Source organism: Nocardia sp. NPDC052566, from assembly GCF_044547285.1.
Classification (GTDB): Bacteria; Actinomycetota; Actinomycetes; order Mycobacteriales; family Mycobacteriaceae; genus Nocardia.
The window spans coordinates 142784-162822 of sequence record NZ_JBIUAF010000002.1; the positions used below are offsets into that span (position 1 = coordinate 142784).

A 20039-nucleotide genomic window follows, 5' to 3' on the forward strand; every position below is an offset into this window, starting at 1 on the left:
AGACGTTTCGCGATCTATCCTGGGTGTATACCCCGCTGGGCCCATCGCGTCGCGGCCCACGCGACGCTTCGACCACGGCCCGGGGACATACCGAAATCGGCACCCCCATGAACACCATCCCGCCCGGACCGAACCGCCGCTCCGTACTGACTCTCGGACTGGCGGCCACTGCCGTCGTGCTCGCCGCCGCGGCCGTTCTGTTCGCGATCAGGCATGACGAACCGCCCGCCGCTACGCCACCCGCCTCGGTATCCACCCCGCCCATCGCCCAGGTGCCGACATCCGGCCAGCCGGCGCCGGGAACGACGGCGGTGCCCGAGCCTACCCGCCCCGCCGCGCCACCGACCGCGAAACCCTTTGCCTACCAACCGCTGTGGCCGTTCGCCGGGGCCGAGGACGCGGCCGCGTGGCAGCGCGCCTACCGTGAGGGCGGGCATCAGCCGTGGCATCTCGACGCGGGCCTGATCGCGCGGATGTTCACCCAGCAGTACCTCGGCTACACCAATGTGGACAAGGCCATCGAAACCGTGGTCAATGGTGAACACGCATGGGTGACAGTAGGTTTCGATCGCCCCGACGGCGCCGCCGCGATGGTGGCCGAGCTGCACCTCGTGCGCATCGGCGCCGGTTCCGACGCGCCGTGGGAGGTCGTCGGCAGCCAGGACCGCAGCCTGCGGTTGACCACGCCCGCCTACGGCGCCGTCGTCGGTTCACCCGTCGTGGTCGGCGGGCGCATCACCGGCGTCGACGAGAACCTGCGCGTACAGATCCGGCAGCTGCGCAGCGGTCAGCAGGTCGGCTCGCTGCCCGGTATCCCGGCGGGCGGCACCAACGCGCCGTGGACCGGGGCCGTTCCGTTCAGCGCGGTCTGCCCCGGCACCCTGACGATCGCGGTCGCCACCGGCGGTCATCTCGCGGAGGTGGAGCGGTTCGCCATCACCGGAGTCCGCTGCTGACCGCGATACGAACAAATTTGACACCGTTGTACTGGTCGGTGATGTGCACTAGCGTTGGCGCGAGCCGATGCGCCCGACGGGTGCCGCGGAAAGGGGATTGGTTCGTGGTGGACACATTTCGAGATCCGTTCATACCGGAGGCCGAGAAATCGCTCTACGCCGTCTCGATCGGCGACGACCCGACCAGAAGCGAATTCTCCTCGGTGATCACCGCCGAGGGCGATCGATACCGGTCGATCCTGGACGGCGCGATGCCGGGCGAGTTCCGGATCACCGTCGAGCAGACCTTCGATCGGACCGCGGGAATGCTTGCGGCACAGACCTACTCGTCGAAGAGCTGGCACGGTGATCAGCTGGTGAGCAGCGAGGAGGGCAACTTCGTCGACACCGCGCACCTGCAGTTCGGCGGCAAGGTGCAGCCGTTCCCGAGCCGGATGACGCCGCTGCTCGGCGGCATGATCGTCTTCCGCGGGCTGGACTTCGCCAAGGGCGTGAAGACGAATGTCGATCTGTGGCTCGGCTTTTCGGTGCACTGGCCGATCGAGATCAAGGTGGAGAAGCGGACAAGGATCGAGGTGCCCGCGGGCAAGTTCGACGCGTGGCAGGTCAAGGTGCGGCCGAGCTTCACCCATATCAACGGCCTGCTCGACAAGGTGATCGGCGGCATCTTGCCGCCGTTCACGCTGCATTTCGATGCGGAAGGCTCGCACCGGATGCTGCGATTCCACTTCCCGACCGGTCCGATGCCGTGGAATCCGAAGGGGCTGGTCGAGCTGACCCGCGCGGAGTAGCGTCGCGTTGCCTGCCTGATCCATTCGACCAGAAAGCATTTCGTGACCACTGTGCAGTTCTCCCTGCCGGTTCCGGACGCGGACCGTGCGGTGCTCGATCAAGTAGCCGAATTGTCCACCGGATTCGCCGCCGCGGCGGCCGATCACGATGAGCGCGCGACGATCCCCGTCGAGCAGCTGGACGCGCTGCACAAGACGGACGTGAACCGGGCCGTGCTACCCGCATGGGTGGGTGGAATCGGCCTGAGCTACCTGGCTTTCGGTCAACTGGTGCGGATGCTCGCCAAGGCGGATCCGTCCACCGCGACGATCTGGGTGATGCACGCCGGGGCAGGTGTCGCCCTCGCCGAGTTCACCAGGGAATCGCTCGGCTCGTTCTTCGCCGACGAATTCCTGGCCGGGAAGCGGTTCGCCAACGCGCTCTCCGAACCGGCGAGCGGCAACAGATTCCTCAACCCGCAGCAGGACGCCGTCGCCGCCGCGGGCGGCTGGACCCTCACCGGCGCGAAGCGTTTCGTCTCCGGCGCGGAGATCGCGGACTATCTGCTGGTCAACGCGCGGGTGGACGACGTGCCCGCCTTCTTCGGCGTGCCACTGCCCGACCAGACCGTCTCGGTCGTCCCGATCTGGGACACCCTCGGCCTGCGCGCGACCCGCAGTCAGCTGCTGTCCTTCGACCACACCCTGCTGCGCGCCGAATACCGTGGCCGGGCACCGGGTCCCACCGACTTCGCGGTGATTCCCGCCGGTCTGCCCGCGATCTCGCTCGGCATCGCCGATGCCGCCCTCGATGCGCTTGTCGCACACGCACGCTCGCGCACCATCCTCGGCAAGCCGCTGTCGTATCAGCAGTGGGTGCAGCACGAGGTCGCCGACGTGCACACCCGCCTCGCGGCCGCGCACGCGCTCTACGACAGCGCACTGTGGCAGGCGGACAACCGGATTCCGGCCTTCTTCCCGACCCTGGTGCGCGCCAAGTACCTGGCGAACAAGGTGGCCGTCGATGTCGCCCAGCTCGGTGTGCGGGTCGGCGGGGCCTCCGGGTACCTCAAGCAGTCACCCATCCAGCGCCACCTGCGCGACGCGGAAGCCGGTCAGCTGATGGCGTACTCGACCGAGGTGCTCGCGGGCGAGATCGGCAAGGAGGTCCTCGGCGTCCCCGGCGAATGAGTCAGCGGTGCGCGTTCAGGAAGTCGAGCACGAGCGGGGTCGCGATGCCGCGGAACTCGTCGAAGTAGGCATGCCTGGCGCCGGGGATCATGTGCAGTCGCGCGCCGGGGATGCGGTCGGCGATGAGTGGCGCGTTGACGGCGGGATTGAAGATGTCGTCGGCGCCGTGCACCACCAGGGTGGGCGCGGCGATGCCGGGCAGCGCATCCCACGCGTCGTGGCGCTGGCTCGCATTGCGGTGCCTGCGCAGCGCGTACGGTGGCATGTCCGGATCGCCGAGCGTGTTGTACGGCCCCGAGGTACTCGCGAGCCAGCCCGGGGTGTACATCAGGTCGAGCAGCGCGCGCCGGTTCGCGGCCGGATCGGGTTGCGCCAGCGACCTTCTCACCTCGACATCGCGCTCGATCGCCTGCCGCCCACCCGGCGAGGTGCAGCCGAGCACCAGCGTGCGCACCCGCTCCGGATGGCGGGCGGCCACCCACTGCGCGACCCGCCCGCCCATCGACGTGCCGTACAACTCGAACCGATCGATGCCGAGCTCGTCGAGTACGGCGATCACGTCATCTGCGAAACCCGGTGTGCTGTAAGGCTCGTCGGGCTTGTCGCTGTCCCCGGTCCCGCGCCAGTCGATGGTGATGGTGCGCCGCGCGGTGAAACCCTCCCGGATGCCGTCCCACCAGTGATGGTTGTTGGACTGCCCGGCGAGCAGCACCAGGGGAGCGCCCTCGCCTTCGACCTGACAGGCGATCCGCACCCCGTCGGCGGCCTTCGCGTGCGGCACGATCAGTGACCTCCTTGTGCGGCAGCACCATTGAGCAGCAGGCGCAGGCGCCCCGCGTAATCCGTCGGCAGATACAGCACCGGGCTCGTCGTCCACGGCTGCCCTGATTGCGGGTCGTACCGGTCGGGCATCGCGACACCCTGCGGTGCGTAGGCCCGGAACCCGTTGGCGGCGGTGGTGCGGGTGGCCCGCCACAGATGGTCGTGGAAGGCGACGACACCGGCCACATCGGTCGGGGCGACCGCGCCGCGCAGCCCGGCGACCCGCGCCGCGACGCCGTCGGTGGACAGGTAGACCAGCGTCCCGTCGGGAGTGCGATCGGGCGCGATCGCGACGACATCGGCGAGCCCGTACCGCGCCCGCAACACCTCGGCGATCTCGGTCTGCGCGTACACCGGGATGTCGCGGTCGCCGCGCGCCGCCATCACCGCGTCCGCGAGCGCCTCGTTCACCGGTCCCGGCTCGCCGACGGTCCGCGCCGGATCCACGCCCTCGGGCAGCCGATTGCCGAAGCTGTACGCGATGATCAGCGAGAACGTTTCCGCCGGCGCGGTCGGTACCGCCCACAACTCGGCCGATACCTGCTCGGGGACCTCGGCGGTCGCGGTCGGCTGCCAGGACGCGGCGGCGAGCAGCGCGAGCGCCGCGCCGGCCACGACCGTGCGGGTGATCTTCATGTGACCGATGCTAACTACCGGTCCGTGCGGGCGGATATCGGACAGGTGACCCATTGCCGATGGTCATGGCGTCGCGGTGGTGGCGTTCGGGTCGAAGCCGCCAGGGATCTCGTAGACGACGCCGGTGAACGTGGCACCGAACAGCCGGCCCGCGGCGAAACCCCGATCGCCGCGGCCGTAGCTCAGGACGCTGGTCATCGGATTGCCGCCGCCGAGAACGCAGTACTGGTTCGGTGCGTCGATGCGGATGACCTGGCCCGCGGTATTCAGCGGCACCACAGGACGATCCAGGGAGTCGAGGGTCAGCCCGTCGGGTGCGCCGAGCGCGTCACCGCCCGCGAGGTCGAGCAGCGACTGCGGTGCGCCCGGCGCGGCGGTCGGAATCCGGCTGATGCCCGGGTTGACGAATGTGCGTGACACATAGAGGAACTCGTCGTTCTTGCCGAGTACCGCCCCGTTGGCGCTCGGCAGGCTCGCCCAATCGGCCTGGACGACACCGTTCGGATACACCCGTCCGATGAGACTGCCGAAATCATTGGTGGCATAGACGATTCCGTCCCGCGCGACGTCCATGCCGTCGGCCGCACTCAACCCGGCGGCGAACGGCAGCACCGCACCGGTATCCGGGTCGAGCCGCACGATTCCGGCGTGACGCAACGTATCGCCGGCCAGCACCCGTGCATCCGCGCCGTAACCGACAAGCAGGCTGCCGTCCGGCGTCCAGGCCAGCGCGCCGCCACCGCCGCTCGGCACCGTCGCGATCGGCACCGGCACGGCGCCCGGCGCATCGATCCGGTAGACGCGGCCGGTCACCAGGTCGGTGGTGAAGGCGCGGCCGCGGGCATCGACGGTCAACCCCTCGAGCGCGCCGGGCACCGACGCGACGACCACCGTCGGCTGTCCCGCGCCCGCGCACACCGGTGCGGCATCGGCCGTCGGCGTCGCGAACATCGTCGCCGTGGTCAACGCCGCCGCGGCGACCAGCGCTCTATCGGTAATCCTCATGGCAACCTCCGTCGGCCTTCATGACCGACACGAGGTGGCGGCACCGGATGGTTCACCGCGCGCCGATGAGTTTCGGGTCACAACCGCGTCTGCACGGGTATGAAGGCAACCAATCTCGCTGAACTGTACGACCTGCCGGTTGTGGACTGGGCGGTCATCGCGTCCCGGATGGACGAGGGGTACGGCCAGGCGCCGGGCTCCGGCGGCCCCGATCGCTACACCACCTGGCTGACCACGATCAATCAGGACGGCAGCCCGCATATGACCGCCGTCGGATCCCTGTGGATCGATGGCGTCTTCTGGTTCGTCACCGGCGAACACAGCAGGAAGGGCCGCAATATCGCCCGCGACCCGCGCTGCGCCGTCAGCATCTCCGCCATCGAATTCGACCTCGTCGTGAACGGCACCGCCGAGCAGGTCACCGATTCGGCGACGGTGGCGGCGATGGCCGCGCGCTGGGCCGCCGACGGCTGGCCTGCCCGCCTCGACGACACCGGCCGCGCGATCACCGCCGCGTACAGCGCGCCGTCGGCGGGCCCGCCGCCATGGCACGTCTACCGGGTGACGCCACGGACCGCCACCGTCGTGTCCACCATCGAGCCGGGCGGCGCTACCAGCTGGCGGTTCTGACGATCACCGGATCACTGTCCGGCGATCAGCACCGCGGCCAGCGCCAGCGCGCCCGGCAGTGCCTGGACCACCAGAATGCGCCGGTTCGCGGTGGCCGCGCCGTAGAGACCGGCGATGACGACGCAGACGCAGAAGAAGATCTTCACCTGGTAGCCCACCGGGTCCGAGGCGAGCAAACCCCAGATCAGGCCCGCCGCGAGGAAGCCGTTGTACAGGCCTTGATTCGCGGCGAGCACCTTGGTCTGCTCGGCGAATTCGGGGGTGCTGCCGAACGACGCCCGCACCCGCTCCGTCGTCCAGAGGAACATCTCCATGATCAGGATGTAGACGTGTATCGCCGCCACCAACCCGACCAGAATCTCGGATACCACTCGCATGGTCGACTCGCTTCCTCGCGTATGGCCATTCGGATCGCTGGATACAGAATGGCCGATATCGCACCGGCCGTCGGTGAGGCGCACCCGTACGGCCGCGTCGGTGGGGTGCACTAGCGTCGAGCGCATGCGGCTTCACGTGGGATGTGCGATGTGGACGCACGCGGCTTGGGATTGGCAGCCCGCCTCGGGGGATCGGCTGCGGGCCTACGCGGATCGCTGCGACGCGGTCGAGGGCAACACCACGTTCTACGCGACGCCGACGCAGCGCACCGTCGAGTCGTGGGCCCGGCAGACGCCCGCCGATTTCCGCTTCGTGATGAAGCTGCCCAAACCGGTCACCCATGAGCGCAGGCTCACCGGCGTCGACGAGGAGATGCGCGCGTTCCTGACGGCGATGGCTCCGCTCGGTCCACGCATCCACGCCTTTTGGGCCCAGCTGCCCGCCACTTTCGGCCCGTCCGACCTCGGCGCACTGGCCGCCTTCCTGCGTCGCATGCCACGCGACCACCGCTGCGCCGTCGAAGTGCGCCACCCCGCGTTCTTCGAAAACCCCCGCGCCGCCCAGGAATTGGAAACCGTACTGGGGCGCGTCGGCGCCGAATGGATCCCGTTCGACACCACCGTCCTGTTCGACGGCGCCGCGGTCAGCGCCGCCGAATACGAGGCCCAGTCGAAAAAACCGCGCCTCCCGCGCCGCACCCGCGCGCTCACCGAATTCCCGATCGTCCGCTATCACGGCCGGGATGCCAACGCCCGCACCATCGAAGGCTGGCAACCCTGGGTCACCCAGGTGGTCACCTGGCTCCAAGAGGGCCGTTCCCCAACGGTATTCATCCACACCCCCGACAACGCCGACTCGCTCCCACTCGCCCGCCGCTTCCACAACGAGGTCGAAGCGCATGTCCCCGACCTCGAGCCGCTGCCCGAACCCACGCGGACCGAACCGATGACGCTGTTCTGAGCTCCGATTCGCATCAGGACACCTTCCATATTCCCGTGGCCCGACTTGTTCCGGCAGCTGACTGGAAGCTAAGCTGCGGCGATCAGAGTGCCTGTGCTACAAGGGGTTTCAGACATCAACGACTACCCTTATCGATCGCGCCGTTATGTACTTCGATCCGAGGTTTCGGCCGACGACATCGACGAATTCGCGCTCGCGCGAGACTGGCCGCATGTTCATGAGAATCCTCGCGACAGGGATGGCGGGATCGACGGCCAATTGATCTGGCAGGGGCTGCCGGATGTCGCGCTGCACTTCGTCGTCGATGCGACGTCCGGCGTTGCCTATGCGGTGTTCACGGGCGCTTCCGAGAGTGCGACCGACCCCGTCCGGCGGCAGTTTCTCGACGAGGTTCCGCTGTGGGCGCTGGATGAGCTCTTCGAGGCGTTCGATAGTGCGGAGGATGAACGGGTCCGGGCTCAGCATGCGCTGCGGATAGGTTTTGCCGCCGCGGCAGAGTTCGACGACGAGGTGTTCCGCAGGATCGTCGAGACAATCGGGGACGATGACCCCAGGGTCCGATACGCGGGTATCTGGGCGGCGACCTACACCGGCTATCGGCAGTTCGTTCCTGCGCTGCGCCGGGTCTCCCTGGAAGATCCGGAGGACTTCGTACGGTCGAGGGCGATCAGCGTGGTGCGGGCATTCGAGTCGGAGGGCGGCCGGTAGGGGTTTATGGGCCGCAGCTGGTTGCCGGGGCAGGCGGCGTGCCGTCGAGCAGGTACGTGTTGACGGTGGCGTCGACGCAGATATTCACACCGCCGTACGCGCCATGGCCGTCACCCGATCGGGGCGCGGCCTACGCCGTGGATGGGCCAGCGGGTGCATTCGAGCAGGCGCAGGGCGGTGAGTTCGCCGAAATGCGGTGCGGCCTCGGCGAAAGTTGGTAGCAGGGCGCGCAGTTCGGCGGCGGTGTAGGTGTCGGGGTAGTCGGCGCAGTTGGCGGCGGTGTTGATCGCGGCGAAATTGGAGTAGGAGCCGTCGGGGCGGCGGCCGGTGAAGAGATCTGCGTAAGTGGCGAGTTCGGCGCCGTCGCCCGCAAAGGCCTTGGCGAGTGCGGTGATCAGCTGGGGCCACGATTCCGGTGCGGCGATGCCGATGCCGAGTGCGGCGACCGCGATCGGGCGGGTGAGTGGTGCGCCGTTGCCGGTGGTCGGTGGCGGCGCCGAGTCGGTCCGTGCCAGGAATTCATCGATGCGGGCGAGCGCGTCCGATTCGGAAAGGCCAAGTGGGCACTCGCTTTTCGATGTGCAGTAGCCCAGTAAGCGGCGTAGTGCTCGTTCACTGGCTTCGGACTGGTCGAGCAGGCTCTGCCGGAAATTCCGTAAGGGGGAGCCGGGTGCGTCGAGCACCATTCGGCCGACGCGGTGCGGGAACAGTGTCGCGTAGGCGGCGCCGAGCTGGCCGCCGTAGGAGACGCCGAGATAGTTCAGCTTCTCGTCGCCGACGGCGGCGCGAACCAGGTCGATATCGCGGGCCGAATCGAACAGGCCGATATGCGGCAGCAGCCGTCCGGACTCGGCGGCACACAAGTCGGTGAACCGCGCGCTGAGCGAATCCAATGCTGCCCACTCGGCGTCTGTGCGCGGAACTCGTTCAGGGAGTGCGGAATTCCCGCAGCGTACGGCCGTACTACGGCCGACGCCACGCGGGTCCCAGGACACCAGATCGTAGCGATCGAGCACATCTCCGAGCCTGTCCGCGATCTGGGTGACCGTCTCCAGACCGGATCCCCCCGGGCCGCCGGGGTTGTAGACCAGTGAGCCGAGCCGTCGCGCGGGATCCGCACTGCGGGTGCGGATCAGCGCGAGATCGATCGCGTCGCCATCGGGGTTGCGATGGTCCAACGGTGCGCTGATCGTCGTGCACTCCCACGCCCGCCGCGCATCCGAAATCCCCTCGCACGCGGTCCAAGTGGGTTGCGGAGCCGAACGTTCGGTCGGTGTGCCCGCACAGGCTGCCGACAGGAGTGCCGCCGCTGTCAGCACCGAACACCACGCGCGAATCGGGCGCATAGCCACCTCTGTTCGATGAGGGCACTGTGTGCCCCGCGACGATCCGCTTGCCGGACGATGCCGCGGGGCGAATCGATGGTCGGCTCCGAGCATGGGCCCGACACCGATCCGCTCGCGTCGGCCGAGTGGCGGAGCAGCCGTCATCCTCTCGGAGGATGTCCCAGGCGGGTTGTTCGGAACGCGGTCGCCGGACCAGGTGTCGAGGCGGACCGGCCCGTCGCGTCCGACGCCGTCAGCGCGGATGGTTGGCCGCGTACCTGGCGCGCTCGATGGCGTGCCGCCGCATCTGCTCGGGGTTTTCCAGGTCGGCGGGCAGCCCGTGCTGGGCGAGCCGGTGCGGGCGGTTCAACGACATGTAGGCCGCGCAGTAGAACAGCGCGAGAATCAGCGCGAGCAATGTCATCGCACCGCGCAGCCACAGCGCGCCGGGGAACATCAGGAACGCCGCGAACAGGGGAGTGAACGGCACCATTCCCCGAATCAGGTGGCGCGCGTAGGCGTGCTTACCGGTCAGGTCGTTGCGCACCCAGTCGATCATCGAATCGGGCAGGCGACGCCCGAAGGCGTAGCCGAGCCACTGGATCGGGTTGGGCCGTCGCTGAGTCCTCGATGTCATACCTCGAGTGTTGCCGCAGGTCAGGGCGCCTGGTAGCCGTCGCTGACCTGCCTATGCATAGACCGGACCTATGATCGCGCACCGGTCGACACGAACCGGGCGAAACGTGAGACGCATGACAACACCGGTCGGCGGCTGGTAGATACGCTGAACAGAGAGGACCCTTGACGTTTGGTCGAAGGAACAAGCGGTATCCGTACGGCGCGTCGATCCGTGCGGCTGTGTGCGCAAACGCTCCTAAGCCCCGCCACCACTCGGAGGAATATGAACGCGCCCGGCACGACCGCAGCTATCCTCGCCACCGCGACGGTGTTGGTGAGCGCGGGGGCAGGCACGGCGAGCGCCGATCAGTACGCACCCTCGGTCGGCGGCGGCTCCGGGATCGTCATCGATAGCCGCGCCCAGTGCACCCTCACCACCGTCGGCCGCGACCGCGACGGCCGGCTGGTCGGGCTCACCGCGGGGCATTGCGGGCACGCCGGTTCGAAGGTCATCGCCGAGGCCGACCCCAACTACGGTGTGATCGGCCGCTTCGTGTTCTCCGACGACGCGCTCGACTACGCGCTCATCGAATTCGACCCGAACCGGATCGACCCGGTGTCCCGGGTCGGCGGTACCACCATCCTCGACACCGGCGACCCGGCCCGCTTCCCGACGATCGTCTGCAAGAAGGGCCGCACCACCGGCACCAGCTGCGGTGTCGCCTGGGGTGATCTGCGGGCGAAGCACCATGAGACCTGGACCCAAATGTGTGTCCTCGAAGGCGATTCCGGCGCACCGGTGATGGTCGGCACCACCCTGGTCGGCATGGTCAACGCCTACCTCGCCGTCGGCTGCTTCGGCCCCGAGGTCGGCACCAACATCAGCGCGATCCTCGCCGACCTCGACAGCCGCGACGGCATCGGCGCAGGCTACCGCCCACTGTAGATTCGGTTTTCGGACAGGGGGCGTCCTTACGGGTCGGTTTTCGGCAGCGGTACGCTTCGCTAACTGTTGCTTGCCGATGGCTTCACCAGCAGTAGATATGAGCAGATCGCTTGGGGCGCATGGCTTGATTGCGCTCGCCTGCTCGATCGGCGCGGCAGTGGGTTTTGCGTCACCTCCGGTCAGCCGATCAGAAGCAGGGCTCCTACATGACGAATTCCACCATCCAGGCACCGGCAGCGGGGCCGGAACTGGGTACAGGCGTTGGCGCGTCACTGTCGCACCGGCAGATCCTGTCGATTCTGTCCGGGCTGCTGCTCGGCGTCTTCCTGGCCGCGCTCGACCAGAACATCGTCAGCGTCGCCATCGTCCGCATCGCCAACGACCTGCATGGTTTCGACGAACAGGCGTGGGCGACAACGGCATACCTGATCACCGCGACCATCGCCACGCCGCTCTACGGCAAGCTCGCCGACATCTACGGCCGAAAGCCCTGCTATCTCACGGCGATCGGCCTGTTCATCATCGGCTCGGTGGCCTGCACCTTTGCCACGTCGATGTATCAGCTCGCCGGATTCCGTGCGTTCCAGGGCCTGGGCGCCGGCGGGCTGATGTCGCTGGCGTTCACCATCATCGGCGATATCGTGCCCGCCCGCGAAAGGGTGCGTTACCAGGGCTATTTCATGATGGTGTTCGGCACGGCCACGGTACTCGGCCCGGTACTCGGCGGCTTCTTCTCCGATTACGACAACCTGGCGGGCATCGACGGGTGGCGCTGGGTGTTCCTGGTGAACGTGCCGATCGGCGTGCTCGCGCTCGCGGTGGTCAGCAAGGCGCTCAATGTGCCGCACCGAAGACAGCGTCAGCGGATCGACTGGTTCGGTGCGCTGGCATTGACGATCTGCGTTGTGCCGCAACTGATCGTGGCCGAGCAGGGCCGCCACTGGGGCTGGACCTCCGATCGCGCGCTGGTCTGCTACGGGATCGCGGCCGGTGGACTGCTGCTGTTCCTGATCATCGAATTCCTGATGAAGGACGCGGCGCTGATTCCGCTGCGGCTGTTCAAGAGTTCGACGTTCACCGTGACCATCGCGGGCGGATTCATCATCGGCGTAGCGATGTTCGGCGCGATCGTCATGGTGCCGCAGTATTTCCAAGTGGTGCGTGGGTATTCGCCGACCAAGGCGGGCCTGCTGATGGTGCCGCTGGTGCTCGGCATCACGGTCGGCTCGCAGATCGCCGGGTGGATCACCAAATTCACCGGCCGGTACAAGTTCCTGCCCATCCTCGGCTCGCTGGGCATCGCGATCGGCTCGGCGCTGTTCGCGCGGGTGCTCTACGACAGCCCGCTGTGGCAGCCGCTGGTGTACGCCGGGGTGGTGGGCTTCGGGCTCGGCGGCTGCATGCAGACGCTGATCATCGCGGCGCAGAACGCGGGCCCGCGTTCGGATATGGGTGTTTCGACCGCGGCGTCCACCTTCTTCCGGCAGATGGGCGGCACCCTCGGTGTCGCGGTATTCCTGACCATCCTGTTCAATCTGTTGCCGCACCGGATCGTCGACGCGTTCGGTGGTGCGCTGCCGCCGGGATTCGACGCGACCAGGCTCGCCGAATTGCAAACCAACACCAGCGGAATGGCCGCGCTACCCGACGAGGTGCGCGTGCCGATCCTGGTCGGGTTCACCGACGCCATGCACGGCGTCTTCTACACCGCCGCCGCGGTGTCGCTGCTTGCCTGTTTCGTGCTGCTGTTCATGAAAGAGATTCCGCTCCAGGATGATTCGGCCGTGCCGAGCGTGGCGACGCTGGAGTGGGACGACGAGGCGTGGGAGGACGCCGCCGAATCGCCGATCGAACCGGAACCGGTGCTCGCCGCCGTCGCGCATATCTCGATCGATCGCGACGGACCGGGTGTCTATATCGCCTCACCGGAAACCGACACGCCGACAACGGAATACGACGGCCACGCGGTCCACGGATCGGTGCGCCGCGAGGACGGCCGCCCGGTGCCCGACGCCGTGCTGACCCTGATCGATCAGGGCGGACGGCAGGTCGCGCGGGTGCCCGGCGCGGCCGACGGCGGCTATCGCATCGAGCCGCCGACGGCGGGCGACTATGTGCTGATCGTCTCCGCGCCCGGTCATCAGCCGTCGGCGGTGAGCGTGACCGTCGGGCACCGCACCCAGCGGCTCGACGTCACGCTGATGGGTTCCGGTGAGCTCTCTGGCGTTGTCAGATCGGCGGGCCGGGGCACCCCGCTCGTCGGTGCCACCGTCACGCTGACCGATCAGCACGGCGAGGTCGTCGGCGCCGCGATCACCTCGGGCGACGGCGGATACGTCTGCCACGGCGTGGTCCCCGGCACGTACACCCTGGTGGCCGTCGCCGAACATATGCGCCCCGGTGCGCTCACGCTGACCGTGCCGGACAGCGGACTGCTGCGCCACGATATCGAGTTGTCCCCCAAGGCCGTTCTGGTCGGCTCGGCATGGTCCGACGGCGGCCGCGCGGTGTCCGATGTCCAGATCACCGTGCTCGACGCGCAGGGTGATCTGACCGCCGTCGCCCGCACCGACGAGCACGGCCGCTACGTGGTGACCGACCTGGCGGAGGGGCACTACACCGTGCTCGCGCGCGGCTACCCGCCGGTGTCCAGCCGGGTCGTCGTGGCGGGCGGCGAGGTGGCCCATGACGTGCGGCTCGGTTACGGACCTGATGACTGGAGTGGAATTCGTAATTGTGAAACGAGATTGCCCACCGAGTAGATCGCATATTTCGCGCGGCACCGGAAATTGATCTCACTAAGTGCCACTCCTGTGGCACGGAGTCGGGTTACCGTATCCGGCGAGTTCAGAACAGGCCTCTGGGGTCAGTCCCGCGTCGACTCTTATCGAAGGAGCAAGGCGGTATGCGATTTTCGAGGTTCAGCGTGGTGATCGGTGTGGTCGCCGCGGTGGTATCCGGTATGACCTTCGGCGGCGGCGCCGCCGTCGCCGAATCGAATTGTCCGAATTTATATGTGATCGCGATTCCCGGTACGTGGGAAACCTCCGATAAACCGGATGGCAAGCGCGCCAATCCCGGCATGCTCGGTGGCGTAACTCGCGGATTGCCCGCCTCCGTGCGCGTCGACTATGTCTCGTATGCCGCCACCGCGTTCCCGTGGGAGGCCGAGGTGTACGGCGCGTCGAAGAAGGAGGCCGTCGACAATGCCCGCGGCCTCGCGACCGCGATGACGCAGCAGTGCGGCGCGACCAAGATCGCGCTGGTCGGCTACAGCCAGGGCGCCGACGCGGCAGGCGATCTCGCCGCCGAGATCGGTACCGGCACCGGCGCCATCGCGCCGAACCGGATCGCGGCGGTCGGCCTCATCTCCGATCCGCGGCGCGCGCCGCACGACGCGCTCGTCGGGCCGCCGGTCGCGGGCGCGGGCGCAGGGGGCCCGCGCATCGGCGGCTTCGGCTACGTCGGCCCGCAGACCAGGACGATCTGCGCGATCGGTGATCTCTACTGCGCTACGCCCGCGGACGATTTCGTCGCACGGTTCGCCGGATTCCTCGCGCAGACCTCCAGGCCCGATATCGCCAGCGCGTGGCGGTACCCGCAGGAGCTCGGGGCGATCGTCGGCGATCTGATGGCGCGCGGCGGCGTGCCGCTGCTGCAGAGTCAGCTCGTCGAATTCGCCGGGCCGCAGCGCACCCGGCAGCTGCAGCAGTTCTACAGCTCCGGCGCGCACATCGTGTACGGCACCTATCGGGTCGACGGCGGCAAGTCGGCGACCTCCTGGATGCAGGAGTGGCTCGCGTCGATGGCCTGACGGTCCGACGACCCTACGAGACGATCCGCTCGTAGGCGGTGCGGATCTGCGTCTCCGCATCGGTGAGGTATTCGGCGAGCATCCGCTCGGCCTCGGCCAGGTCACCCCTGGCCAAGGTCTGGTGGATCTCGTGATTGCGGGCCAGATACGGCTCGTGGAACGGATCGGCCATCACCAGGAAGACCAGCCGCAGCTCGTTCCACACGCTCGCCATCAGCTGATCGAGGCGGCCGCTGCGGTTGAGTGCGGCGATGGCCTTGTGGAAGTCGATGTCGGCCGTGCCGACCCCGGTCCAATCCTGAACGGCCGCACAGGCATCCGCGCGGGCCAGCGCAGCGGCGAGCTCGGCGGGCGTCTGGCTGGCTGGATCGTAGTTGTGGATCGCGGCGCCCTCGATGATCCGGCGCACCTGATAGAGCTCGGCCACGTCCTCCGGGGTCGGAATGCGCACGAACGCACCGCGATTGAGTTCGTGGTTGACCAGGCGCTCCTCGATCAGCGAGCGGAACGCCTCGCGCAGCGTGTTGCGCGACACGCCGAGTGCGGCACAAATATCCGGCTCGGATAGCCGGGTGCCGGGGCGCAGCGTCCCGTCGAGGATGCTCGCCCGCACGATGTCGGCGGTTTGTGAACTGCGGCTGGCGCGCGTGAGCAGGCCCTTCTGCTCCGAGAGCGCCGCGTATGCGGCGTCGGGTGCACCGACCGGTGACGTCATCGAAACCCTCCGCTGACCAGTAGCTATTCCGGTTTCGAGCATAACGCAATCGCGCTGTTCTCCCCGACAATCCAACTAGAGGATTGCAGAATCGTTGAACGATCCGTAGTCTACTGTGACGCAGATCGCTCCACTTGAACATTGCGAGACATCATGAGCACTCCCACCCACGTCTCCACCGCGGGCCCGGCCGCGCAGGAGCAACCATTCGACTGGTTCCGGACCATGAGCGCCAAGGGCAAACGCGCCTTCCTCGGCGCGTTCGGCGGATTCGGTTTGGATGCTTACGATTTCCAGGTCCTACCGCTGGCGCTCGGCGCCATCTCGTCGTACTTCGCCATCAGCACCGGGCAGGCAGGCTTGCTCACCACGGTGACGCTGCTGGTCTCCGCGCTCGGCGGCGCGCTGGCTGGCATCCTCGCGGACAAGATCGGGCGGGTGCGCACGCTCCAGGTCACGGTCGCGACCTACACGGTCTTCACTGTGCTGTGCGGCTTCGCGCCGAATTACGAAACGCTGCTGGTATTCCGCGCATTACAGGGTCTCGGCTTCGGCGGTGAATGGGCGGCGGGCGCGATTCTGGTCGCCGAATACGCACAGTCGAAATATCGCGGGCGGGCCGTCGCGTTCGTGCAGAGTTCCTGGGCGGTCGGCTGGGGCCTCGCGGTGGTGGTCTACACGCTGGTCTTCCAATTCGTCAGCGCGGATATGGCCTGGCGAGTGCTGTTCTGGACCGGTGCGCTGCCCGCGCTGCTGATCGTATGGGTGCGGCGCAACCTGACCGATTCCGAGACCGTCACCCAGCGCCGCGAATCCGCGGGCGCGAAAGCCGGTTCGTTCCGTGCCATCTGGAATCGTGACCTGCTCAAGACCACGTTCTTCGCCTCACTGCTCGCCACCGGTGTGCAGGGCGGCTACTACACGCTGGCCACCTGGCTGCCGACCTATCTGAAGAAGAGCCGCCACCTGACCGTGGTCGGTACCGGCGGCTACCTGTTCCTGCTGATCAGCGGCGCCTTCCTCGGCTACGTGACCGGCGGCATCCTCACCGACAAGCTCGGGCGCAAGCGCACCATGCAGCTGTTCGCCGTGCTCTCGGTGCTGTTCATGGTCGCCTACATCCAGGTGCCCGCGGGCGCGAACACCGCGGTACTGCTGCTCGGCTTCCCGCTCGGGTTCTGCACCTCGGCCATCTTCTCCGGCTTCGGCTCGTTCCTCTCCGAGCTGTACCCGGCCGCCTCGCGCGGCACCGGACAGGGCTTCACCTACAACTTCGGCCGCGCGGTCGGCGCCGTATTCCCCACGGCCGTCGGCTATTTGGCCTCGACAACGCTCGGGCTGGCCGGCGCCATGATGTTCGGCGCACTCGGCTACCTGATCGCCGTCCTCGCGCTGTTCGGACTACCGGAGACCCGTGGCCGCGAACTCGCTTGAGCACCGGACCCCGCGGATCCTGCCCGCGGGTGACAGGTCGGTCCTCGTCGACCCCGATGACGAGGCCGACCTGTCCATGTTCGTCGATGCCCTCCGCTTCGGATTGCCCGACGGCGTGCACGATGTGCTGCCCGCCGCGCGGACCGTTCTCGTCACGCTGACCGAGGCCGCCGATCGCACCGCGGTCACCGAGCGGCTTCGCCGGATGCTCGGGGAGACAGGGACATTCGCCGGCGAAGCCCGTGCGCGCGCCGAAGATGAGGTGGTCACCATTCCGGTTCGCTATCAAGGGCCCGACCTGGAGGACGTGGCCGCGCATCTGGGCATCGGTGTCCGCGAGGTGATCACGGCGCACACCGGCGCGCTGTGGCGCTGCTCCTTCGTCGGATTCGCGCCGGGCTTCGGCTACTTGGAGTCCGCTGAATCGCCGCTCGCGGTGCCGAGGCGCGTGGAGTCGCGCACCTCGGTGCCCGCGGGCTCGGTGGCGCTGGCCGACGGATACAGTGCCGTGTACCCGCGGCGCTCGCCCGGCGGCTGGCAACTGATCGGCAGCACCGATATCGACCTGTGGGATCTCGCGCGGGCCGAACCCTCGCTGTTGCGGCCGGGTACCAAGGTCCGGTTCATCGAGGAGGCAGGCGCATGAGGGTCGCACTGCGGGTTCTGGCCGTGGGGCCGCTAAGCACCATTCAAGATCTCGGCAGGCCCGGCTGGTTCTCGGTCGGTGTCGGGGTGTCCGGCGCGGCCGACCGGCGGTCGCTGAAACTGGCGAACCGGCTGGTGGGCAACGACGAAGCGGCCGCGGGGATCGAAACCCTGCTCGGCGGACTCGAACTGCGTGCCGAGGCGCCGGTGCTGCTCGCGGTTACCGGCGCCCAGGCGGCGATCACCGTCGACGGTGTGCCCCAGGGACATTCGTCGGTCATCGCGTTGCAGCCGGATCAGCGGCTGCGCATCGGGATGGCGACCGCCGGGCTGCGGGTGTACGTCGCGGTGCGCGGCGGGATCACCGTCGAACCGGTTCTCGGCTCGCGCAGCCGGGACACGCTCGCGGGGATCGGCCCGCAGCCGCTGGCGGCGGGAGCGGAGATCACCGTCGCACCCGCGGGCCGACTGCCGTGGCCGAATGTCGAGGTCGCGCCCGTGCCCGCGGTCGAATCCGGTGTCGTCACCGCCCGGGTGCTGCTCGGGCCGCGCGACGACTGGTTCGCCGACGCCCGAGTGCTCTTCCGCGATTCGTGGCAGGTCACCGACCGGGCCGACCGGGTCGGGGTGCGGCTGGCCCGCCCCGAGGGTGCGGCGGGACTGCGCCGGGTGGACGACAGGGAGTTGCCCACCGAGGGCATGCCGCTCGGCGCGATCCAGGTGCCGCCGAGCGGTGAGCCGGTGGTCTTTCTCGCCGACCATCCGATCACCGGCGGCTATCCGGTCGTCGGCACCGTGCTCGCCGCCGATGTCGACCTGCTCGCCCAGGCGCGGCCGGGACAGCACATCAGGTTCGTGCCGTCACAGCCGTGATGGTCACCGGATCGGTTGCTGCCCAGTCGGTTTCGTCTCCTTCGGCGCCACGGGGCATTCGTTCGGCGCGGTATCGCCGCGCAGCCGCGCGTCGAGCCAGTTGATCGCACCGCCGAAACCGACGCCGAGCGCGATCACATGCTCACCGGGTTCGGTGCGGTACACGGCGGGGACGCCGCGCGCGCACTGGGTGTGGAACAGCTCGTCGGCGCCCTCGATCGGGATCCAGAAATCGTGCGCGGCGTGGTAGACGTACAGCGGCGTACCGGAGGTGCGGCCGGTCAGATTCGTCTGCCGGTAGATCGTTTCGGCGATCTCACCGTCGAGCGGATTGGCGATATTGGCCGCGACCTCGATGGGCAGGCCGATCGCGCCGAGCGGGCCGTTGCTGGTGCCGCAGGTGTCCTTGAACGGTGAGCTCGCCACCCACTGCGCCAGATGATTCATTCGCGAGAGGATTTCCGGATACTCACGCGCGATGGCCAGGGTGGCGGCGAGCAGAATGCCGGAAGCGGAATTGCCGTTGAAACGGTGCGCGATCTTCCGATAGTCGGTGGCCAGTCCGCCCATCGTCGCACCGACCAGCACCTTCGACAGTTCCGGCGCGTATTCGTCGACGAGCATGGCGGCGCCATAGGAGGCGATCGCGCCGCCGGAATATCCGCCCATGGCATAACGGCTTTCACCGAATTGGTCGGGCAGCATCGCGCGCACCGCGCGAATGGCGTCCAGCATCGCGTGCCCCGCGACATTCGGTTCGGCATAGGACATCCACGGGCCCTCGTGGTCCGGAATCAGCACCGCATAGCCACGGCTGGCCGCCCACCCGGTGGTCGGCGGGAACAAATCGCCGCCGTTGAAGTCGCTGTGGAATCCGTGCGCCATCGCGTAACCCGGTGTGCAGCGCCTGCCGAGCGAATTGATCGGCAACGCGTTGACCATCACCGGCCGTGTGCCGTTGCCGGTCCACGGCGCGGCGGGAATCACCAGCGTCGCGGTGGCGAACGAGGGCGCGCCGGAGGCGTCGCTGGTGCGGTACTTCAGCAGTACCGCGCGCTGGATCGGCACCAGCACCAGCAGCGCGGCGGGCCAGGTGACATCGCGCCATTCGACGATCTCGCCGGGTTTCAGCGCGTCGAGATTTCGCGGCCATTCATCGAAGAGTGGATCGCCGGAGGGAGCGGCGAGCACCGAATGCCACAGCGCCGAGATATCGGGCCGTAGTTTGCGCGGTCCGGGGGAATCCGCGGGTCGATCGGTGGCCGGTTCGGGGGATTTCACCACCGGTGCCGGAGCGATCGGCGACGGAATATGTTGATCGATCCATTGCTGCAGTGGGCTCGGACCAGAATCCTTGGGCAGGCCGGGCAGACCGGGGATATTCGGAAAACCCGAATCGGCGGTCGCCGGTGCGTGACCTATCGCCAACACACAACCGGCCGCCAAGACGGCAGCTACGGTCCGCAGACAATTCAAGACACACCACCTGTGAGTTCGTGCCGGACAGAGACAGTGCAGTACCGCGTCGGATCGAAAAGATAATTCCGCGCATGTGAAGCTCGGCGTTGTCAACCTACCCGCGTCATCGTTGAACCCGTCGGATTTGCGCGCCG

General features: G+C 67.9%; 21 protein-coding genes. 12 read left to right on the top strand and 9 right to left on the bottom strand.

Annotation, left to right across the window (positions count from 1 at the left end):
- Positions 1-107: 107 nt before the first annotated feature.
- From ACIG5A_RS08050 to ACIG5A_RS08060, 3 genes are all read left to right on the top strand, one after another.
- On the top strand, positions 108-956 hold the full coding sequence (locus ACIG5A_RS08050) for a hypothetical protein (RefSeq protein ID WP_397239138.1): 849 nt from the start codon (positions 108-110) through the stop codon (positions 954-956).
- Between the two features lie 104 nt (positions 957-1060).
- Entirely contained in the window at positions 1061-1747 is a 687-nt protein-coding gene (locus ACIG5A_RS08055; RefSeq protein WP_397239140.1) for a hypothetical protein, read from the top strand.
- Between the two features lie 42 nt (positions 1748-1789).
- Positions 1790-2917: an acyl-CoA dehydrogenase family protein gene (locus ACIG5A_RS08060; protein WP_397239142.1), complete on the top strand. Its 1128-nt coding sequence runs from the start codon at positions 1790-1792 to the stop codon at positions 2915-2917.
- Between the two features lies 1 nt (position 2918).
- Here the strand turns inward: ACIG5A_RS08060 and ACIG5A_RS08065 are convergent, their stop codons facing one another.
- From ACIG5A_RS08065 to ACIG5A_RS08075, 3 genes are all read right to left on the bottom strand, one after another.
- Complete coding sequence (locus ACIG5A_RS08065) at positions 2919-3698, bottom strand: alpha/beta fold hydrolase (RefSeq protein ID WP_397239144.1); 780 nt, start codon at positions 3696-3698, stop codon at positions 2919-2921.
- 2 nt (positions 3699-3700) lie between these two features.
- Positions 3701-4375 carry a hypothetical protein gene (locus ACIG5A_RS08070; RefSeq protein ID WP_397239147.1) on the bottom strand — a complete coding sequence of 225 codons (675 nt, stop codon included), beginning with the start codon at positions 4373-4375 and terminating at the stop codon, positions 3701-3703.
- Between the two features lie 63 nt (positions 4376-4438).
- Positions 4439-5380: an SMP-30/gluconolactonase/LRE family protein gene (locus ACIG5A_RS08075; protein ID WP_397239149.1), complete on the bottom strand. Its 942-nt coding sequence runs from the start codon at positions 5378-5380 to the stop codon at positions 4439-4441.
- 99 nt (positions 5381-5479) lie between these two features.
- Between ACIG5A_RS08075 and ACIG5A_RS08080 the strand changes: the two genes are divergently transcribed.
- Positions 5480-6010, top strand: a complete 531-nt coding sequence (locus ACIG5A_RS08080; protein WP_397239151.1) for a pyridoxamine 5'-phosphate oxidase family protein — start codon at positions 5480-5482, stop codon at positions 6008-6010.
- An 11-nt stretch (positions 6011-6021) separates the two neighbouring features.
- Here ACIG5A_RS08080 and ACIG5A_RS08085 read toward each other — a convergent pair whose 3' ends face one another.
- A complete protein-coding gene (locus ACIG5A_RS08085; RefSeq protein WP_397239153.1) occupies positions 6022-6387 on the bottom strand; it encodes a DUF1304 domain-containing protein in 366 nt (121 codons plus the stop codon).
- 124 nt (positions 6388-6511) lie between these two features.
- Here ACIG5A_RS08085 and ACIG5A_RS08090 point away from each other — a divergent pair, with 124 nt between their 5' ends.
- Both ACIG5A_RS08090 and ACIG5A_RS08095 read left to right on the top strand, forming a co-directional pair.
- Positions 6512-7348 carry a DUF72 domain-containing protein gene (locus tag ACIG5A_RS08090; protein ID WP_397239155.1) on the top strand — a complete coding sequence of 279 codons (837 nt, stop codon included), beginning with the start codon at positions 6512-6514 and terminating at the stop codon, positions 7346-7348.
- Between the two features lie 87 nt (positions 7349-7435).
- Positions 7436-8056, top strand: coding sequence for a HEAT repeat domain-containing protein (locus ACIG5A_RS08095; protein WP_397239157.1), 621 nt, complete (start codon positions 7436-7438; stop codon positions 8054-8056).
- A gap of 4 nt (positions 8057-8060) precedes the next feature.
- Here the strand turns inward: ACIG5A_RS08095 and ACIG5A_RS08100 are convergent, their stop codons facing one another.
- The 3 genes from ACIG5A_RS08100 to ACIG5A_RS08110 form a co-directional block, all read right to left on the bottom strand.
- Positions 8061-8144 carry an alpha/beta hydrolase gene (locus tag ACIG5A_RS08100; protein ID WP_397240572.1) on the bottom strand — a complete coding sequence of 28 codons (84 nt, stop codon included), beginning with the start codon at positions 8142-8144 and terminating at the stop codon, positions 8061-8063.
- A gap of 22 nt (positions 8145-8166) precedes the next feature.
- The gene (locus ACIG5A_RS08105; protein WP_397239159.1) at positions 8167-9234 is read right to left on the bottom strand and encodes an alpha/beta fold hydrolase; all 1068 of its coding nucleotides are present in this window, start codon (positions 9232-9234) and stop codon (positions 8167-8169) included.
- 400 nt (positions 9235-9634) lie between these two features.
- Entirely contained in the window at positions 9635-10018 is a 384-nt protein-coding gene (locus tag ACIG5A_RS08110; protein WP_397239161.1) for a DUF5313 family protein, read from the bottom strand.
- Between the two features lie 264 nt (positions 10019-10282).
- Between ACIG5A_RS08110 and ACIG5A_RS08115 the strand changes: the two genes are divergently transcribed.
- The 3 genes from ACIG5A_RS08115 to ACIG5A_RS08125 all read left to right on the top strand — a co-directional run bounded on the left by ACIG5A_RS08115 (position 10283) and on the right by ACIG5A_RS08125 (position 14759).
- Positions 10283-10945, top strand: a complete 663-nt coding sequence (locus ACIG5A_RS08115) for a S1 family peptidase (RefSeq protein WP_397239163.1) — start codon at positions 10283-10285, stop codon at positions 10943-10945.
- Positions 10946-11151: 206 nt separating this feature from the next.
- A complete protein-coding gene (locus ACIG5A_RS08120) occupies positions 11152-13707 on the top strand; it encodes an MFS transporter (protein ID WP_397239165.1) in 2556 nt (851 codons plus the stop codon).
- Positions 13708-13850: 143 nt separating this feature from the next.
- Positions 13851-14759, top strand: a complete 909-nt coding sequence (locus tag ACIG5A_RS08125; protein WP_397239167.1) for a cutinase family protein — start codon at positions 13851-13853, stop codon at positions 14757-14759.
- A 13-nt stretch (positions 14760-14772) separates the two neighbouring features.
- On the opposite strand, the gene ACIG5A_RS08130 is transcribed toward ACIG5A_RS08125, so the two are convergent.
- Positions 14773-15474 carry a GntR family transcriptional regulator gene (locus ACIG5A_RS08130; protein WP_397239169.1) on the bottom strand — a complete coding sequence of 234 codons (702 nt, stop codon included), beginning with the start codon at positions 15472-15474 and terminating at the stop codon, positions 14773-14775.
- A gap of 153 nt (positions 15475-15627) precedes the next feature.
- On the opposite strand from ACIG5A_RS08130, the gene ACIG5A_RS08135 reads away from it, so the two are divergent.
- From ACIG5A_RS08135 to ACIG5A_RS08145, 3 genes are read left to right on the top strand one after another with little or no spacing between them, the layout of a single operon-like run.
- Positions 15628-16908 carry an MFS transporter gene (locus ACIG5A_RS08135; protein ID WP_397239171.1) on the top strand — a complete coding sequence of 427 codons (1281 nt, stop codon included), beginning with the start codon at positions 15628-15630 and terminating at the stop codon, positions 16906-16908.
- Positions 16889-17554 (top strand): allophanate hydrolase subunit 1, encoded by a 666-nt coding sequence (locus ACIG5A_RS08140; protein WP_397239173.1) that lies wholly within the window; start codon positions 16889-16891, stop codon positions 17552-17554. Before ACIG5A_RS08135 ends, ACIG5A_RS08140 begins: the two co-directional genes overlap by 20 nt.
- Positions 17551-18426, top strand: a complete 876-nt coding sequence (locus ACIG5A_RS08145) for a biotin-dependent carboxyltransferase family protein (RefSeq protein WP_397239175.1) — start codon at positions 17551-17553, stop codon at positions 18424-18426. Before ACIG5A_RS08140 ends, ACIG5A_RS08145 begins: the two co-directional genes overlap by 4 nt.
- A gap of 3 nt (positions 18427-18429) precedes the next feature.
- On the opposite strand, the gene ACIG5A_RS08150 is transcribed toward ACIG5A_RS08145, so the two are convergent.
- Positions 18430-19857, bottom strand: a complete 1428-nt coding sequence (locus ACIG5A_RS08150; RefSeq protein WP_397239177.1) for a lipase family protein — start codon at positions 19855-19857, stop codon at positions 18430-18432.
- Positions 19858-20039 lie beyond the last annotated feature (182 nt).

What these genes read in the sequence shown, in the direction of transcription:
- ACIG5A_RS08050 (WP_397239138.1), top strand. Translation starts at nt 108, where the DNA reads ATGAACACCATCCCGCCCGGACCGAACCGCCGCTCCGTACTGACTCTC.
- ACIG5A_RS08070 (WP_397239147.1), bottom strand. Translation starts at nt 4,375, where the DNA reads ATGAAGATCACCCGCACGGTCGTGGCCGGCGCGGCGCTCGCGCTGCTC.
- ACIG5A_RS08075 (WP_397239149.1), bottom strand. Translation starts at nt 5,380, where the DNA reads ATGAGGATTACCGATAGAGCGCTGGTCGCCGCGGCGGCGTTGACCACG.
- ACIG5A_RS08080 (WP_397239151.1), top strand. Translation starts at nt 5,480, where the DNA reads ATGAAGGCAACCAATCTCGCTGAACTGTACGACCTGCCGGTTGTGGAC.
- ACIG5A_RS08085 (WP_397239153.1), bottom strand. Translation starts at nt 6,387, where the DNA reads ATGCGAGTGGTATCCGAGATTCTGGTCGGGTTGGTGGCGGCGATACAC.
- ACIG5A_RS08090 (WP_397239155.1), top strand. Translation starts at nt 6,512, where the DNA reads ATGCGGCTTCACGTGGGATGTGCGATGTGGACGCACGCGGCTTGGGAT.
- ACIG5A_RS08110 (WP_397239161.1), bottom strand. Translation starts at nt 10,018, where the DNA reads ATGACATCGAGGACTCAGCGACGGCCCAACCCGATCCAGTGGCTCGGC.
- ACIG5A_RS08115 (WP_397239163.1), top strand. Translation starts at nt 10,283, where the DNA reads ATGAACGCGCCCGGCACGACCGCAGCTATCCTCGCCACCGCGACGGTG.
- ACIG5A_RS08120 (WP_397239165.1), top strand. Translation starts at nt 11,152, where the DNA reads ATGACGAATTCCACCATCCAGGCACCGGCAGCGGGGCCGGAACTGGGT.
- ACIG5A_RS08125 (WP_397239167.1), top strand. Translation starts at nt 13,851, where the DNA reads ATGCGATTTTCGAGGTTCAGCGTGGTGATCGGTGTGGTCGCCGCGGTG.
- ACIG5A_RS08130 (WP_397239169.1), bottom strand. Translation starts at nt 15,474, where the DNA reads ATGACGTCACCGGTCGGTGCACCCGACGCCGCATACGCGGCGCTCTCG.
- ACIG5A_RS08135 (WP_397239171.1), top strand. Translation starts at nt 15,628, where the DNA reads ATGAGCACTCCCACCCACGTCTCCACCGCGGGCCCGGCCGCGCAGGAG.
- ACIG5A_RS08145 (WP_397239175.1), top strand. Translation starts at nt 17,551, where the DNA reads ATGAGGGTCGCACTGCGGGTTCTGGCCGTGGGGCCGCTAAGCACCATT.